Consider the following 15,326-nt stretch of genomic DNA (forward strand, 5'->3'; position numbering starts at 1 on the left):
TCCTTTATTAGCCTGTTTGCTTTCAGTATTTAGTCATTAGCTTTCTTTTTTAGCATCATGACTATGGGGTCAAGTATCAAGACGAGGAATCTATGACTACAACTTATCAAGCACTACTTAAATGTCTCGCTACTTAGGTGTTTCAATTTGGTATCTCTTCCGCTAAAAATCCTCATCTAAAGAAAAGCTGGCCTTTCCTTTTTCTCCTGTTACTCCGCTTTTCTGATAGTCACCCACGCGTTTCTCGAAGAAATTCGTCTTGCCCTGCAAGGAAATCAACTCCATAAAATCGAATGGGTTTGTTGCATTGTAGTACTTGTTATTACCTAGTTCAACCAACCATCTGTCGGCCACAAATTCAATATATTGCTTCATTAAATCGGCGTTCATTCCTATCAATTTAACAGGTAACGCATCGGTTATGAATTCTTTCTCGATCTCTACGGCATCCACAATGATTTCCTGCACACGCTCTTTTGAAAGTTTACCGCTTAGCATGCTATACAACAAACAGGCGAATTCGCAATGCAAGCCCTCATCCCGTGAAATTAATTCGTTGCTAAACGTTAAACCAGGCATTAAACCTCTTTTTTTCAACCAAAAAATGGAACAAAAGCTTCCAGAAAAAAAGATACCTTCCACGGCCGCAAAAGCAACTAAACGCTCAGCAAACGAGCCATTCTCGATCCAACGCAAAGCCCATTCCGCTTTCTTCTTTACACAGGGAACAGTTTCTATTGCATGAAATAACCGATCTTTTTCGACCGGATCCTTTACATAGGTATCAATGAGTAGCGCATAGGTTTCGGAATGGATATTTTCCATCGCAATCTGAAACCCATAAAAACTTCTTGCTTCCGGCAATTGCACCTCACTCATAAAGTTAATGGCTAAATTCTCATTTACTATTCCGTCACTTGCCGCAAAAAAAGCCAAAACATGTGATATAAAGTGCCGTTCGCCATCGTTTAAATTAGCCCAATCCTTTAAATCACCCGATAAATCAATCTCTTCCGCCGTCCAGAAACTAGCTTCATGCTTTTTGTACATATCCCAAATGGCGGGATAGTTAATTGGAAGGATTACGAATCGATCTTTATTTTCTCTTAATAATACTTCATTTTCTTGGCTCATAGTCTTATTTTTTACGTACAGGCGTTTATAAAAGATAATTGTCCCACGGTAATCCCTTGACAAAGAAACCGTCAATTAAAATAATAGTAGAACGTGATGATTACTTATTTAGCAGCGATAATGCTGAACGACTTTTCAAAATACTTACGGCAAGGAAACACAGTGCATAATACAAGCCAATGCTTTGTATAACTTCAGTAACAATATAATCGCTAAATAAGCATTTCAAAGAACACATCGTTTGATCCTCTAACAAAGATAGTCTTTGAAAGCTCCGAGCGTTAATCTAGTTTTACACACTATGTGAGTTATTCACAATTTTGACACAATTCTACACTGAAATATCGATGCCAATCTTTTTGAGCAACATCGACGCGTTAAAGATTTTACAAGCGCCTTCCTTTAATTTATAATCAAAAACCATATCCCCATCTACTACTTGTATGTCGAAATGATAGTTTTTTAAATAGCCGGGATATTGCTCTTCCAGCTTGGCAAGTTGTAAATCATGCGTAGCGACCATGCCTACCCCATTGTCTTGTATCAGCTTTTCTATAACAGCTTTTGAACCGAGATACTTATCAACTGAATTGGTCCCACGTAACATCTCGTCAACTAAAAAGAAGGTGTTTTCCTGTTTACCAACCACTTTCAGGATCATATCCAAGCGATCTAGTTCCGCTTTAAAAGTCGATGTGCTTTCGTTGAGCGAGTCCCGAATACGCATATATGTAACGACGTGCATTACCGAAGTTTCAAAGCGTTGTGCACAAACGGGAGCTCCGCTGAGCGCCAACACCACATTAGCACCGACTGTCCGAAGGAAGGTGCTCTTCCCAGCCATATTAGATCCGGTTATCAAAGCGAGGCGGTGCGCTTCTAAATGGTAGCTATTCGGCACAGAACTCGCAGACGGAATAAGTGGGTGCTTGAGGCCTGCTGCGCGTAAAACAGGAAAATCAGTTACCGAAATCTGCGGATAAGTCCAGGATGGATCATTTATTCTGATAAAAGCAAAGCTGACGAGTGCTTCCATGCCAGCCAGATCATCAAACAACTGTTCCATCTCGTACCGATGATTTTTTCGCCAATCCAAGATTGCAAAAACCTGTTTGAAGTCCCACAGGAAGATACCATTCAGAAAGGTTCCCACAAAAACATTTAAGCGATAGTCGAGCTTATTTATCAAAGCGCCTAATTCACCAATACTTTGAGACAAAGGGGGGTCATTATCGTTTGCACTCTTCGCCAGCAAACTGTTTTTCACTAGGTCGGCCTGCCACTTTCTACGTTCCATGCCCTCAAATACTTTACCAAAACGCCCCAATAGACTGCCCATTCGGCCAATGCCGGCAGCAACCTGTGAAACCTTCCCTCCGTAAGCCATTGTTAACAAGATATTGAACACGAACGAAACCAAAGCTATATGTGTATATGGCCGCCCATAAAAAAATGATAAAAAGACAAGCAATAACAGAACATAAGGCGCTGCCTTCGTATAAAACCGCAGTAACCCCGTTCTAAAGTCGTCATACGGCTTATTCAAATAACTTACAAGCACTTCTTTGAAGTTCTCTCGGGCCTTCAACGAAAACACAAGTCGAGCCAAGAAATCCAAACACCAGGACGGATCACTTTCAAGTTCCTTCACTGCAAACTGGCGATCGATAATCTCTTTTTCGCTTGCCGGAGCCGACAACCAGCCTGCCAGCACATTCTTCCCGCCAGCCGTTGATGCACGATTGATCTTATGATAAATAGAGTTCGAACCGAAAACATCTAAATCGCCGGTATATCGATGTTTATCATCAATAAACTCAGCGCCGTCGCTATAAAAGTTTCTTTCGCCAGTCAAACAGTTAAGTTCGTTTTCCACGATCAACAAATCGTCTTCCGCCTCTTCCTTACTTTGCGTTAGTTTGCTCTGTTTGGCCACAAGCCATATAAAGATTAAGAGAATGAGGAGAGAGCACACCAAGGTTAACCACACGCTCTCCGCTTGAACCGCGTTGAAGACAATGGCTCCGCCCACAAGAATCAAAGCCAACCGAGCGAAGGATAGCCTGTTAATACCGCGGTTTAGGTGTGTTAATCTATCTTGCGTTAACTGACGTCTTTCTTGATAAAAAGTAGTAATAGGCATACTCATAGCCACCTAAGATAAGGCTTAAAATTGAATTTACAGAAAAGGGACATAAAAAATCCCGAACAGATCGGTACCGTTCGGGATCGAAAATTCGTTAGGAAAAAGGTCTATTACTAAAACTTGTAGGTGAAACCAGCGCCAAAAATCTGCTTAACCTGTAAGCCTTTTCCCTTATAATTAACGCCATCTCTTTCCTTTGGAACGTCGGTGTTATCATCATAAATCATTTGAACACCGGCATTCACCGAAACGAAGCGATTAACCTTCATAAAAATATTTAGCGTATAATCTAGGTCTACATTCTTTGGGTCTTCTAAATAATTGGAATATAAGCGTAAAATGTTCTCTATCCCAATATTCTCCATAATGTTCGCGCGATAGTATGCGTCAAACGAGGCACCGAATTCGAACCGTGTTTTCTTCCCCGGATCTACGCCAAAAGCGCCTTGCGCAGACAGAGAATCGTTCATAACAAAGACAAAACGTGGTGATGCTGGCGACAAATTGAAACGAAAATTATCTGATTCTTTGAATGCGATTCCAGGTCCAAAACTCAAATAAGCAGGGGCTAACCCAGCAGAAATCAAATCACCTCGGCTACCATCAGCATTGTAATTGTACCCCTTTGCAAATTGCGAATTAAAATTCATAAAAAAGGTATACAGCCACTTCGGAGCGGCTTCGTAACCTAATAAACTGTTTAATAATACACGGTCATCATTTTTTCGCCATCCTAAATTTTTTTGTTTCGTCAAACCATAAGCCGCTAATACCTTATTATCCCAACTCCATTTATCTTTCTTGTAGTTAAAATCATAATTGAGCACCAAATTTGCCGATAGCGAATTGATACCACCGGCAGCCCAGTTTGAGAAAGTACTTTGATTGATAAGAAAAGTATTCTCACCATGAATCTTCCAAGCAGAATCAAGACCTGTTTCCTGCGCGCGGAGGCTTCCTAGTAACGACACAAAAAGAAATGTTAGTAATACGATTTTTTTCATTCGAATGATCTTTAGGCACCTTTTGGATCAGTACCTTATAAAACAATTGTAAAAGTTCCGAGGAACGAAACCACGGACCTTATTACCTTAATTAACTTTCCACAAAGTTAAAAAATAACTACATTTATCTTTTATTACCATAATATTTGTGTATCAATACCCTTTTTTGTACATTAAAATTCGATTGAAGAGGTGTCTAACGAGTAGTCTTTTCAACGTCACAATCTCTTCCCTGCCTATCGTAGACAGGCACTACAGCCAAGGTGACGTGGTCGGACCACCGTTTTAGACACTTTTGTGTCACCTTAAAATAATTTCTACGAATGAAAATCACCTTGCTCTGCATTGGAAAAACGGACGAGTCTTATTTAAATATCGGAATTGAGAAATACCAGCAAAGACTTAAACACTACATCAATTTTACGCTAAACATTATTCCCGATATTAAGAACACCAAGCACTTGTCGACCGATCAGCAAAAGGCAAAGGAGGCTGAGTTGATTCTTAAACAGTTGAATCCTACCGACACCATTGTGCTGCTGGATGAGAAAGGAATGGCGCCCAGATCAATTGATTTTGCGAAGGTTCTAGAACGGCATATGTTAAGTGGAACCCAACATCTCGTGTTTATTATTGGCGGCCCTTACGGTTTTGACAATAGTCTATATGCCCGGGCTCAAAAAAACAAACTTTCTCTGTCCAACATGACCTTCTCTCATCAGATGATCCGCCTGTTTTTTGTCGAACAATTATACAGGGCTTTTAGCATTCTGAAAGGTGAACCCTATCATCACGAATAATCTTTATGGAATTTTCGGCAAATTGTCATCAAACAAATAGGAAAGCAAAATACTTATGTTAATAAATCCGCCTAACTCGGTTAGGTTTTTGTATACCATTATTCAAGGAGGGGCCTCATGAAATTACCAAGCACTAGAAAATACCGCTATAAAGGAACAAACACCAGTAAAGAAAGCCGAAATATGTGGATTATGATTGTGATCGGCATCGCAATCGCCGCTCTGGTCATCTTCGTTTTGTAAACCGGATCAAGCCTACGAAATAATCACCCTTTTTTATTGAAAAAAACGGCCATAATAAAACCGGCAAAGGGATAAATCTCTTTGCCGGTTTTATTTTAACTCATTAAGAAATCCGCTATTTTGCCGTTTCTTGCACAGGATTTTCGGCTCCTTCGCCTCCACCCGTTACAGGAGCAGGTGCTTCCTCATTAAACAAGGGCAATTCCTTCAATATATTAAACCAGTTAATGATTTTCTTAATATCAGAAGAGTATACCCGTTCTTGGTCGTGGTCAGGAGCAACTTCATTGAAAAATGCACGCAGCTTCTCTCCACTGTCTTTCTTGGCATCGGGTAGGGAAGGCATTTCCTTCATTTTTTCAAAAATATCAATAAGTTTAATATCCTCTTCTGATCCAAAAATGGTTATATCCTCCAATGAGGCCATTTTTGCGGTGGAAATGTTCACAACAATCTTTACGCGTTTTTCATCTAGGCTTTCCAAAATGAAGCCTGTCTTGTTCTGGCCAATCAGCTTAAACAAACCTGGTCGCCCTGTAACGGAAACTATTCCTCTTAAATTCATCTCTATCCCTTTTAAACTTTAACAATCTCGCTTATTCCTCTATCACTTCAATGCTTAAAATTTTATCGCCTTGCCGGATGTCATCGATTACATCAACGTTTTCAACGACCTTACCAAAGCAGGTATGGTTGCGATCTAAATGAGCTGTATTATTTCTACTGTGGCAAATAAAGAACTGTGAGCCACCGGTATTTCTTCCGCGGTGTGCCATAGATAATACACCTCGATCGTGGTATTGGTTCTCGCCGTCTAATTCGCAGTCAATTGTATATCCTGGGCCACCAGCCCCTGTTCCTGTCGGATCGCCCCCTTGAATTACAAAATCAGGAATAACACGGTGAAAAACCGTACCATCATAAAAGCCAGATTTTGCAAGTTTGATAAAATTTGCCACGTGACCTGGTGCATCTTTTTCATAAAACTGCACGGTCATATCACCTTTCTCAGTTTTTATAATTGCTTTACTCATATTCAATTTCGTTAATTGGCAAAGGTAATGATTTGATTCTTTCCCCGCCGCTTATTTTATTTATTTATTGTTCTTACTAGACAAGAACATACTCCATAATTAATCAAAAAACTTCCAGCTAATACCGAACCGCATACCTGCGGGAGCCATTGGATAACGCCGTACCGTATAATATCCGCGTGAAAAGAGTCCTTGGTTTGCGTGGTCATACCGTAAAAAGAAATTGGTTCTTTTCAGTGTTGCTGTGACCCAAACGTCCACAATCGGATAAGACGAAAATTCAATCGGGACAATCGCATTGCCTTCATTATCCACACCCCCATAATATGGGCGATAAAACTGCCCCAAGTTAATAGCATAGGAAGGGGCTACGTATGGCGTATTGAACCGGACATCAAATCCCATATTAAGATTAATTACCTTTACAAGGGTTGTGTTATAATAAAAGCTATGCCAGGTATAAAACTCGGGTGTCATCAAAATGTCGTTGTAATCAGACTTTTGATATACGACATAATTGTCGAAATGCCATTTCTCGAAAAAAGTGAAATCTTTACCTAAGGTCAGTTTCAGCAAATTGATGGCCGATCCGTGTTGAGCCACCTCTATCACCCGTAATAATTCCGCACGATGATCGGGATTATCCACCTCCTTATAATACGTGTAATTGTTTATTAGGTTATACTCCGCTTTTGCAGTAATCCGAAATCTTGGATTCTCATAGGTAGCGGACAAATGTGTGGTCTTGATCTTATCTAATCGATCGCTATTATCCCATTTATGGTAAGTGTAATTCACAGATTCGGCTAAATGCTCTGGCGACTGGTTTTGAAAATAACCGGCAAGTACCAACCGCCCTACCGTATTATTGTAAAGCAGGTTAGCCTGCGCGCCATAGTGGAAATCGCCAAAATTTCGCCCCGCGACAATTTGCCTAAAATCGGTTGTGATGTTCACGCGGTCGCTAAAACGATAAGCCAGCCCAGCCTTCAGGGTAATGTTTTGAAAAGACATATCGCTGGAGACATTTGTATCCTGATTGTTTATAGAGTCTCTTCCCTGTTTATAAAACATCAAGTCATGTTGTAAGCCCAGATCGAGTTTCACTTCATTCTTTATAAATGAAACAGATTTCCCCCTCAGAGAAAAACTATAGCCAAAATCATTACTAATGGTGGTCAATAAGGTTGAATCATTGGTCAAGGTCGACTCCCCAAAAGGGAGGGCGCCATAAGGATCGGCTTCATTTTTAAAAAACTTATATTTTTTCCGATTGATTCTCAAGCTATGGGCAATTGCCATAGTCGGCAATACTTGCTGCTCTTGCGTTCCTTTGTTGAGCGTATCCAGTCGACCAATAAACATACTTTGTCGTAAAAAAAAACTATGGTCTGTCCACGTATTTCTAGGTCGCTGTTCCCGTTGCTGACTTAAGCGGACCTGAAAGGATTCCGGGCTGGAGTTTTCGGGTTGCACGCTAAATATACTATCATTCAGAATCGATCCATTTTCGGTGGCTACCAGCGTGTTAAAAATCAAGGCCGACTGCAAATTGTAGCGTAAACTGGGTGATTCATACCAACTGTAAATAGCTGGCTGAATATCATTATAACGTTGGTTTTGATAAAATCCGCGGGCTAACGAAGCGTTGAAATTAGCTCCTATGCTCCAATTGGGTTTTATATTCTGCCCGATTTTCGCGCTGAACACCTGATCGCCCGTCACGAAATACAGTTCCGAATAGGGGGATCGCGCTCGATAAAACCGGATGGAATCAAGCGTCAACAAATAGCGGTCCATGGCCGAAAAGCCTGTTCTGAAACCAATTTCCGTCGACGGTGTAAATAATAGATCGCGCGTTGCCAACCCGTAATTACCGAGGTTCATTGTTGGGTTCTTAGGCTTTGTTTGCGGATTATAGTATTGAAACCCTTTTAATGTTGTATCCAGTGGAACGGTGTACGTCCCCTGCTTTAAACGATCCAGCGTAGTATATCTTATATACGACGCATTATAGATGATAGAATCCTGCTGTGCCTCTTCCGCTCGACGGAGTGAGTCAAGATCGGTTCCCCATTCCTCCTGCTCTTGGGCTAAGCTGAGGCTGGCCAAACTACACAAAAAACAAACGAGAAAACAGGCGCGCAAATGCTTGATCATTGAGGCAAAGCTAGTAATTCTTTTAAAATAAAAGTCATCTTTGGTTCAGCAGCGTTCGCCACCGCTATAATATCTTCTAGAGATACCACTTCCAGATCTTCATGAAAACCTTCATCGGTAACTACCGACACGGCAAACACCGGCAAGCCCATATGATTGGCAACGATCACTTCCGGAACCGTACTCATCCCTACAATATCGCCACCAATTAAACGCATATACTTATATTCCGCACGGGTCTCCAAGTTAGGGCCAGCGGTAGAAACATAAACGCCTTTGTGCGCCCGGATGGTATGGCTCTCCGCAATTTTTAACGCTTTTTCTATCAGCTCTCGGTTATAGGGCCGACTCATATCCGGAAAGCGCGGGCCTAAGTCATCGTAATTAGGTCCGCGGAGCGGACTTTCCGGTAAAAGACTAATGTGATCTTCTATAAATACCAGATCGCCTTTCTTAATAGCCGGGTTTAATGACCCTGAAGCATTTGATACAAACAATTTTTGTATACCGAGCAGTTTGAGAACCCGCACCGGAAACGTGATCTCTTGCATGCTGTATCCTTCATAGTAATGAAGCCGACCTTGCATGGCTACCACCTTTCGCCCATTTAAGGTGCCGAATATTAGTTTTCCAGAATGAAATTCAAGCGTTGAAACGGGAAAGTTAGGTATATGTGTATACATGAGCTGATGCTCAACTTCGATATCTTTAACGAGGCCCCCTAGTCCTGTGCCTAGAATGATTCCGACTTCCGGTTGGAAGTCTCCTATTCTTTGTTGAATATAACTAACCGTTTCTCCTAGTGATCTATACATATAAAAGTTTCTTTTTTGCTATACAATTTACTATTTTAAGAGACATCCTTGAGCACTTTTTCTTTAATTAAGGTGTCAAAAGGCAGCTCATCCCCTTCCATATGAAATTTTATTTCAATGGGAATATAATATACAGGTAATCCGCTCAACTGCGAAACCACCTCCGGGCTTTGCAAACGCATCGCATCTTTTTCAGTGGTAATGATAAGACAGTCGGGCAATGATTGCGCATATTTCCTTATGTTTCGCAGATCGTTCGTTGAAAATTGATGATGATCGGGAAAGTTCATCTCTTTTAGTATTTCGCCCTTGGTATTTAGATAATCGGAAAGCGGTTTAGGGTTTGCAATACCGGTTACGAGCATAAACTTAGCTCCAACGGGAAAAGGCACACGCTCATCAGTTGTCAAACTGCTTAAATGCCCATACTCGATGTAAGTAAAAAATACCGGAACTTCCTTTTTCAGTCGTAGCAACTGTTTCGCACCTTGCTTTTCCTCCGCTGTAATCAATTTTGGGGCTTTAGTAATGACGATAATATCGGCAAAATTTCGCCGCAGAAACAAGTCTCGGTAATCACCCGCTGGCAGCAGGAATTTGTTTCTTTTTAGGCTATCAAAATCAAATAATAAAATACTGACACCCGGCTGTAACCTACGGTGCTGAAAGGCATCATCTAATATAAAAATTTCATGCTGCGGCATGAGACGTTTTAGTCCTTCAACTCTATCTTCACAATCGGCAACCGTAACCCAAGGAAATTTCCTTTTTACCTGCAAAGGCTCATCTCCCACCTCCGCAGCGGTGCTATCCGCCTGCACTTCTAAATAGCCTTTGCTCTTTCTCCCATATCCCCTACTCAGCGTCGCTACCCGTGTGCGTGTTGACAACAAGCGTAAAAGATACTCCGTCATCGGACTTTTGCCCGCACCACCAACCACCAGATTGCCAACAACAAGCACCGGCTTCTCAAAACTATAACGAGTATACAAGCCTCTATCGTAAAAAAAATGTCTCAGAAATAAGACCGCACCGTAAAGCCATGAGAAAGGGAGTAATAAAAGACGCAATCGTTTCATCAACTTTTTTCAATACCAGGTAACAAAGGTAATAAACAAAGCGCTAAATACCGATTTCAATTGCACAGCTATCAGGCTTTTGGTACCTTTGCAAGATATTATACAAAATAGAATCATATTATGTTAAAAGGATTTTTCAGTGTCCCGACTCCCCTAAACGAACCGGTATATTCCTATGCTCCGGGCAGTAAGGAACGCGCCTTATTACAAGAAGCATTACGTTCGGCGAGATCCCAAGAAGCGGACATACCGATGTTTATAGGCGGCCAAGAAATACGGACCGGAAATAAAGGAGAATTAAGACCTCCGCATGACCATAAACACCTATTGGGATATTATCATAAAGGCGACAAGAACCATGTAACAGACGCCATTGAGGCTGCGTTGGCAGCAAAAAAAGACTGGGAGGATTTGCCATGGGAACACCGTGCCGCGATCTTTTTAAAGACCGCTGATTTAATAGCCGGAAAATACCGCTATAAACTGAATGCGGCAACCATGCTGGGGCAATCTAAAAATGCGTACCAAGCAGAGATCGACTCGGCTTGCGAAATTGTAGATTTCCTTCGGTTTAACGTTAAGTATATGAGCGAAATCTATGCGCAACAGCCTCCTATTTCACCCGATGGCGTATGGAACCGGGTAGAGCAGCGGCCATTAGAAGGATTTGTTTTCGCTTTAACACCCTTCAACTTTACGGCAATCGCAGGAAACCTACCTAGCTGTGTCGCCATGATGGGAAATGTTGTTGTATGGAAGCCCGCTGACACGCAAATCTATGCGGCGCATTTGCTGATGGAAATCTTCCACGAAGCAGGTGTTCCCGCCGGAGTAATTAACCTGATTTATGCGCACGGGCCAGACGTAGGCGAAGTGGTTTTCAATCACCCGGATTTTGCAGGAATTCATTTTACTGGATCAACCGCCGTTTTTCAGGAAATTTGGAAAACAATCGGCAATAACATCCACAAATATAAAAGCTATCCACGCATCGTGGGAGAAACCGGGGGTAAAGACTTTATACTACTGCATCCCTCCGCCGATGTAAAGGCGGCAAATACGGCCATCGTTCGCGGAGCATTCGAATATCAAGGACAAAAATGTTCAGCCGCTTCCCGCGTTTACGTCCCTAAATCTCTTTGGCCTGCGCTAAGAGAACTGATGACTAAAGACATTGACTCCTTTAAAGTTGGGCCTACCGAGGACTTTTCTAACTTTGTCAACGCTGTTATTGATGAAAAATCTTTCGACAAGCTGGCAAGATACATCGATCAAGCGAAAGCCGATGAAGACGCTGAAGTCATCATAGGGGGCGACTATGACAAAAGCGTAGGCTACTTTATAAAGCCGACGGTAATCCTCGCGAAAAAAGCAGATTATGTAACCATGAGGGAGGAGCTGTTTGGACCGGTTTTGACAGTCTTTGTATACGATGACGAAAAGTGGGAAGAAACGCTGAAACTGATAGATGAAACCTCCATATACGCGCTTACCGGCTCGGTCATTGCGCAAGATCGTTATGCCATCGCCCAGGCAGCAGATGCTTTAAAAAATGCGGCAGGTAACTTCTATATAAACGACAAGTGTACCGGTGCCGTTGTGGGCCAGCAGCCTTTCGGTGGCGCCAGAGGTTCCGGCACAAATGATAAAGCAGGTTCTATGATCAACTTGTTACGTTGGGTTTCTCCTCGGACTATCAAGGAGACATTCAATCCACCAACAGATTATCGCTACCCGTTCTTAGAGGAATAAGACAACCTATAGTTCGAAGGGAACGGCAGGCTGTTCCCTTCGAATTTATCATTGTACCGCTAAAAATTAATCTGCGCCTGTATTCTCAATAAGTTACCCCTTTGAAGGTTATCCTGTAGTTTGAAATCTTCGAACCTTCTGGATGACAAGGTATACTGACACACGAGTTCAAATTGTTTTACGGGCTGCCATTCGACACCTATTTCAAGCTCCTTAACCTCATACTTTCTTGCATCAAGTTCGTGCTTCTTGCCCCCATCGTAGTAGTGAAGTCTTGCAAACGGAATAAAAGTTTGATCGTTGATGAGCTTCCTGTAAGAGAAGGTAACGTATCCGCCTTGCAGCTTTTCAGATCGGATGGAATCCGTCTCTTTGTCAAAAGCAGGGCCGCGGCCTACATTGTATTCTGCCTGAATCCCGAAAGGCTTCGGATACAATACAACACTAGCCGCTATTCTTTCATCGATATATGTCTTATCCGAAGCCGTCTTTACCCCTTCACTTAACTGGGCATCAAAAAGCTGGTAGCGTCCAGTATACGCCTGAATACCCGGTTCTATAAATTGATTGCCGACAGCTAAAGGGTACGAAATACGCGTTACTATATGTTTATTTTTATTTAGTTCTGGCTTATTCGCTCCTTGTCCATTAAAAAAACCTAATCCAAACACACCGAAATCCCCAGAGCCTTTTAAGCCCTCGTTTACGAGCAGAGAAAACCGTTCCCGTATCCGCTTCGGAGCCCAATAAAAGAAAACCCCTAAATCGCGCTCGTTCACAAAGGAACTATTGGTACCATCCGCCCGATCCAAAGGCAACCTATTCGAACTGGATTGCATATTCTCAAAACCGAAAGGAATCTTACTCTGTCCAATTCGGAAACGAAACTCGTTATCATCATCCAACCCCAGGTCGAAATAGGCGTCCCTTATCTGTCCAAAATGCAAATTGTCAGTACTAATAGAGCTCGCAAAATCCGGTTGAATATAAAAGAAAACGCGTTCGCTGATTTGTCCCGAAAAGACCAACCGTACACGTCTGATAAATAAACCTCCGCCGTCCCCCCAGCTCTTATCCCCTTGTTCGTTTTTCAAAAGTGGGTTGGTTTCTAACAAACGATTGTAACGAAGCTGCGCATAACCCCGTAAATTAATCCGGTCATACCATTTATTCTGCTCTGTACCGACGCTTGTGCTTAGGTCGGATTGTGCCATCGCGCTATTGAAAATCGTCATTAACCCAACGAAAAGAAGGATTACGCTCCGATGAAAGTTAAGATAAAAAGAACCTAATATGTACATTTAGTTAAGCTATTGTTAAGTGTTGCAAAAGTGTTAAGTTCATATTACTACTATATGTGTTTAATGTTAATTCATTGTTAAGTATTTCAGTTCATTATTGAACCGCCCTTTTCCTGACGTCAATTGAACCGCGGCGTATACAGCTAATACACATTTTCTCAACAAAACGGACTGACAGCCTCTTTGAATAGCAATATTTCACCTTAAAAAATGTACTTTTGCTGGAATTTTCCATCTGACACATAATGTCGCATATTGAGCGAATAGCGCCTTTGGCTGCCGGACAACTAGGTAAAGAAGTCCTTCGCCCGAGTCATTTCATTACGTCGATGATATCGGACGCGCAGTGTCGGATAAGGTCTCGCTGCCGGGTTAGAGCAGCGACGCTCTATAAAGAGCAGGTTTTAAGACGGAAAAAATTAAATGAAACTTTTTGCTTACTTAATCGACTTTTATAACAATCAACCACAATAAAATGGCTAGGAAATTTTTATTAGTATCTCTATTCTTTCTTTTCTCAATCAAGGTATTCGGACAAAAGGTGTTGGTTTGGTGCCCTCCTGCGGTTGAGATAGGCGCAGCCAGCGACAAGCTGCAGGGAGTCCATTTAGACATCGTCTTTTCTGATTTAAGAAATATTGCAGATACGAGCCGTATCGAGTGTTCGTCACAGGACCTAATCGAGCATATAGCACAAGGCATCACCACGTCATTTCCAAGGGCTATTATTAACGTATTGGATACAAGCGAATTCCGTTCTGCAGCGAAGAAAAACAGAGTGACTGTTCGTGTGGCCATTTCGGCTTACCATTCTGCCTCCGGCACAGACGCCTCCGCAGCGATTGGATCTGACCAAGGAGATTTCAGCTGGGGGGCCTTACCTAAAAATAAATGGAATTCAGTTGCGGGGTTTCATGTCGTCATAGAAGATAGTAGAACGGAAAACCTCAAAACACTTACACGTAATATTGCAAATATTGTTTCAAGGCCTAATATCGGCGGATCGCTTACCGCTAAAAAGGCCCTATACGAAGCCTACAATGAAGCAAATCGCGAACTGCTTTATTTTATTGAAAGCACAATCCAACGCGATTAACGGGACCATAAGAATAGGATATCCAGCCGGTTAATCGTTGAAGCTATGTTTCTACCATGAAAGATTTTAAGAAATATTTTATTATTCCATCGAGTCCCGAGGAAGTTTACCTCGCCTTAACAGTCGAACAAGCTATTAGATTGTGGACGGGTGACGAGGTGAGTATGCCTAACAAGCCGAACTCGGAATTCTCCTTATGGGATGGAAACATCGTCGGAAAAAACCTACTCTTCGAGGAAGGAAAAAAGATAGTCCAACAATGGTACTTTGGCGACCAGGCGGAGCCTTCAATAGTAACTATGAAACTCCACCCCCACAAAAAGGGAACCTCCTTGGAGCTTTCACACACAAATATACCAGAAACCGATTACGACGACATTATAGAAGGTTGGCAAGACGTCTATATGGCTTCGCTCATTGACTTCTTTGAAGGCGAATAGCCCGGCTTCCAAGCGTAGTAGGAAGTAGTTAGTAGGCAATGGGCTATAGGCTATAGGCGGTAGGCTGTATGCTTTACGCTTTAGGTTATAGGCGACAACAATTGGGACGCCCGGCAGGCTTTTTAATTATTGATATCTTATCTGGTTTTTTAAGGCATCAATGAACCCTTCGGGGTTTTGACTTTTGACTTTTTAATTTTGACTTTTCACTTTTGACTTATGACTTTTGACTTTAATATAAAAAAAAAGGCCGCCGTGCATCTGCACAGCGGCCTTATCAAATAAAAATCGGCACCGACCTACTCTCCCACATGTTACTGCA

14 protein-coding genes are annotated in these 15,326 nt (G+C 42.0%); 5 read left to right on the top strand and 9 right to left on the bottom strand.

The window, feature by feature from the left end; all coding sequences use genetic code 11:
- Positions 1 to 162: 162 nt before the first annotated feature.
- The 3 genes from EPX21_RS17615 to EPX21_RS17625 all read right to left on the bottom strand — a co-directional run bounded on the left by EPX21_RS17615 (position 163) and on the right by EPX21_RS17625 (position 4,284).
- Positions 163 to 1,134, bottom strand: coding sequence for a ribonucleoside-diphosphate reductase small subunit (locus EPX21_RS17615; protein ID WP_134090999.1), 972 nt, complete (start codon positions 1,132 to 1,134; stop codon positions 163 to 165).
- A gap of 331 nt (positions 1,135 to 1,465) precedes the next feature.
- A complete protein-coding gene (locus tag EPX21_RS17620; protein ID WP_134091000.1) occupies positions 1,466 to 3,283 on the bottom strand; it encodes a DNA mismatch repair protein MutS in 1,818 nt (605 codons plus the stop codon).
- A gap of 110 nt (positions 3,284 to 3,393) precedes the next feature.
- Positions 3,394 to 4,284: a DUF3078 domain-containing protein gene (locus EPX21_RS17625; protein WP_134091001.1), complete on the bottom strand. Its 891-nt coding sequence runs from the start codon at positions 4,282 to 4,284 to the stop codon at positions 3,394 to 3,396.
- Positions 4,285 to 4,607: 323 nt separating this feature from the next.
- Between EPX21_RS17625 and rlmH the strand changes: the two genes are divergently transcribed.
- Together rlmH and EPX21_RS23300 are read left to right on the top strand one after the other, a co-directional pair.
- Complete coding sequence (rlmH, locus tag EPX21_RS17630; RefSeq protein ID WP_134091002.1) at positions 4,608 to 5,084, top strand: 23S rRNA (pseudouridine(1915)-N(3))-methyltransferase RlmH; 477 nt, start codon at positions 4,608 to 4,610, stop codon at positions 5,082 to 5,084.
- A gap of 117 nt (positions 5,085 to 5,201) precedes the next feature.
- Entirely contained in the window at positions 5,202 to 5,327 is a 126-nt protein-coding gene (locus EPX21_RS23300) for a hypothetical protein (RefSeq protein WP_255502220.1), read from the top strand.
- A 115-nt stretch (positions 5,328 to 5,442) separates the two neighbouring features.
- Here EPX21_RS23300 and EPX21_RS17635 read toward each other — a convergent pair whose 3' ends face one another.
- From EPX21_RS17635 to lpxK, 5 genes are all read right to left on the bottom strand, one after another.
- Positions 5,443 to 5,892, bottom strand: a complete 450-nt coding sequence (locus tag EPX21_RS17635; protein ID WP_134091003.1) for a DUF5606 domain-containing protein — start codon at positions 5,890 to 5,892, stop codon at positions 5,443 to 5,445.
- 31 nt (positions 5,893 to 5,923) lie between these two features.
- Positions 5,924 to 6,361, bottom strand: a complete 438-nt coding sequence (locus tag EPX21_RS17640) for a peptidylprolyl isomerase (protein ID WP_134091004.1) — start codon at positions 6,359 to 6,361, stop codon at positions 5,924 to 5,926.
- Positions 6,362 to 6,460: 99 nt separating this feature from the next.
- Positions 6,461 to 8,521 (bottom strand): putative porin, encoded by a 2,061-nt coding sequence (locus EPX21_RS17645; RefSeq protein WP_134091005.1) that lies wholly within the window; start codon positions 8,519 to 8,521, stop codon positions 6,461 to 6,463.
- Positions 8,518 to 9,336, bottom strand: a complete 819-nt coding sequence (locus EPX21_RS17650; RefSeq protein WP_134091006.1) for a purine-nucleoside phosphorylase — start codon at positions 9,334 to 9,336, stop codon at positions 8,518 to 8,520. The genes EPX21_RS17645 and EPX21_RS17650 overlap by 4 nt, the downstream gene beginning before the upstream one ends.
- 35 nt (positions 9,337 to 9,371) lie before the next feature.
- Positions 9,372 to 10,415: a tetraacyldisaccharide 4'-kinase gene (gene lpxK / locus EPX21_RS17655; RefSeq protein ID WP_134091007.1), complete on the bottom strand. Its 1,044-nt coding sequence runs from the start codon at positions 10,413 to 10,415 to the stop codon at positions 9,372 to 9,374.
- A gap of 120 nt (positions 10,416 to 10,535) precedes the next feature.
- Here lpxK and pruA point away from each other — a divergent pair, with 120 nt between their 5' ends.
- Positions 10,536 to 12,167, top strand: coding sequence for an L-glutamate gamma-semialdehyde dehydrogenase (gene pruA, locus EPX21_RS17660; RefSeq protein ID WP_134091008.1), 1,632 nt, complete (start codon positions 10,536 to 10,538; stop codon positions 12,165 to 12,167).
- 59 nt (positions 12,168 to 12,226) lie between these two features.
- Here pruA and EPX21_RS17665 read toward each other — a convergent pair whose 3' ends face one another.
- Complete coding sequence (locus EPX21_RS17665) at positions 12,227 to 13,402, bottom strand: porin (RefSeq protein WP_134091009.1); 1,176 nt, start codon at positions 13,400 to 13,402, stop codon at positions 12,227 to 12,229.
- A 541-nt stretch (positions 13,403 to 13,943) separates the two neighbouring features.
- On the opposite strand from EPX21_RS17665, the gene EPX21_RS17670 reads away from it, so the two are divergent.
- Positions 13,944 to 14,564 carry a hypothetical protein gene (locus EPX21_RS17670; RefSeq protein WP_134091010.1) on the top strand — a complete coding sequence of 207 codons (621 nt, stop codon included), beginning with the start codon at positions 13,944 to 13,946 and terminating at the stop codon, positions 14,562 to 14,564.
- 56 nt (positions 14,565 to 14,620) lie between these two features.
- The gene (locus EPX21_RS17675; RefSeq protein ID WP_134091011.1) at positions 14,621 to 15,004 is read left to right on the top strand and encodes an SRPBCC domain-containing protein; all 384 of its coding nucleotides are present in this window, start codon (positions 14,621 to 14,623) and stop codon (positions 15,002 to 15,004) included.
- Positions 15,005 to 15,326: the final 322 nt, after the last annotated feature.

This window comes from Olivibacter sp. XZL3 (genome assembly GCF_004368405.1).
Classification (GTDB): Bacteria; Bacteroidota; Bacteroidia; order Sphingobacteriales; family Sphingobacteriaceae; genus Olivibacter.

Coding starts and splice junctions, on each gene's coding strand:
- EPX21_RS17615 (WP_134090999.1), bottom strand. CDS start 1,134: ATGAGCCAAGAAAATGAAGTATTATTAAGAGAAAATAAAGATCGATTC.
- EPX21_RS17620 (WP_134091000.1), bottom strand. CDS start 3,283: ATGAGTATGCCTATTACTACTTTTTATCAAGAAAGACGTCAGTTAACG.
- EPX21_RS17625 (WP_134091001.1), bottom strand. CDS start 4,284: ATGAAAAAAATCGTATTACTAACATTTCTTTTTGTGTCGTTACTAGGA.
- rlmH (WP_134091002.1), top strand. CDS start 4,608: ATGAAAATCACCTTGCTCTGCATTGGAAAAACGGACGAGTCTTATTTA.
- EPX21_RS23300 (WP_255502220.1), top strand. CDS start 5,202: ATGAAATTACCAAGCACTAGAAAATACCGCTATAAAGGAACAAACACC.
- EPX21_RS17635 (WP_134091003.1), bottom strand. CDS start 5,892: ATGAATTTAAGAGGAATAGTTTCCGTTACAGGGCGACCAGGTTTGTTT.
- EPX21_RS17640 (WP_134091004.1), bottom strand. CDS start 6,361: ATGAGTAAAGCAATTATAAAAACTGAGAAAGGTGATATGACCGTGCAG.
- EPX21_RS17645 (WP_134091005.1), bottom strand. CDS start 8,521: ATGATCAAGCATTTGCGCGCCTGTTTTCTCGTTTGTTTTTTGTGTAGT.
- EPX21_RS17650 (WP_134091006.1), bottom strand. CDS start 9,336: ATGTATAGATCACTAGGAGAAACGGTTAGTTATATTCAACAAAGAATA.
- lpxK (WP_134091007.1), bottom strand. CDS start 10,415: ATGAAACGATTGCGTCTTTTATTACTCCCTTTCTCATGGCTTTACGGT.
- pruA (WP_134091008.1), top strand. CDS start 10,536: ATGTTAAAAGGATTTTTCAGTGTCCCGACTCCCCTAAACGAACCGGTA.
- EPX21_RS17665 (WP_134091009.1), bottom strand. CDS start 13,402: ATGACGATTTTCAATAGCGCGATGGCACAATCCGACCTAAGCACAAGC.
- EPX21_RS17670 (WP_134091010.1), top strand. CDS start 13,944: ATGGCTAGGAAATTTTTATTAGTATCTCTATTCTTTCTTTTCTCAATC.
- EPX21_RS17675 (WP_134091011.1), top strand. CDS start 14,621: ATGAAAGATTTTAAGAAATATTTTATTATTCCATCGAGTCCCGAGGAA.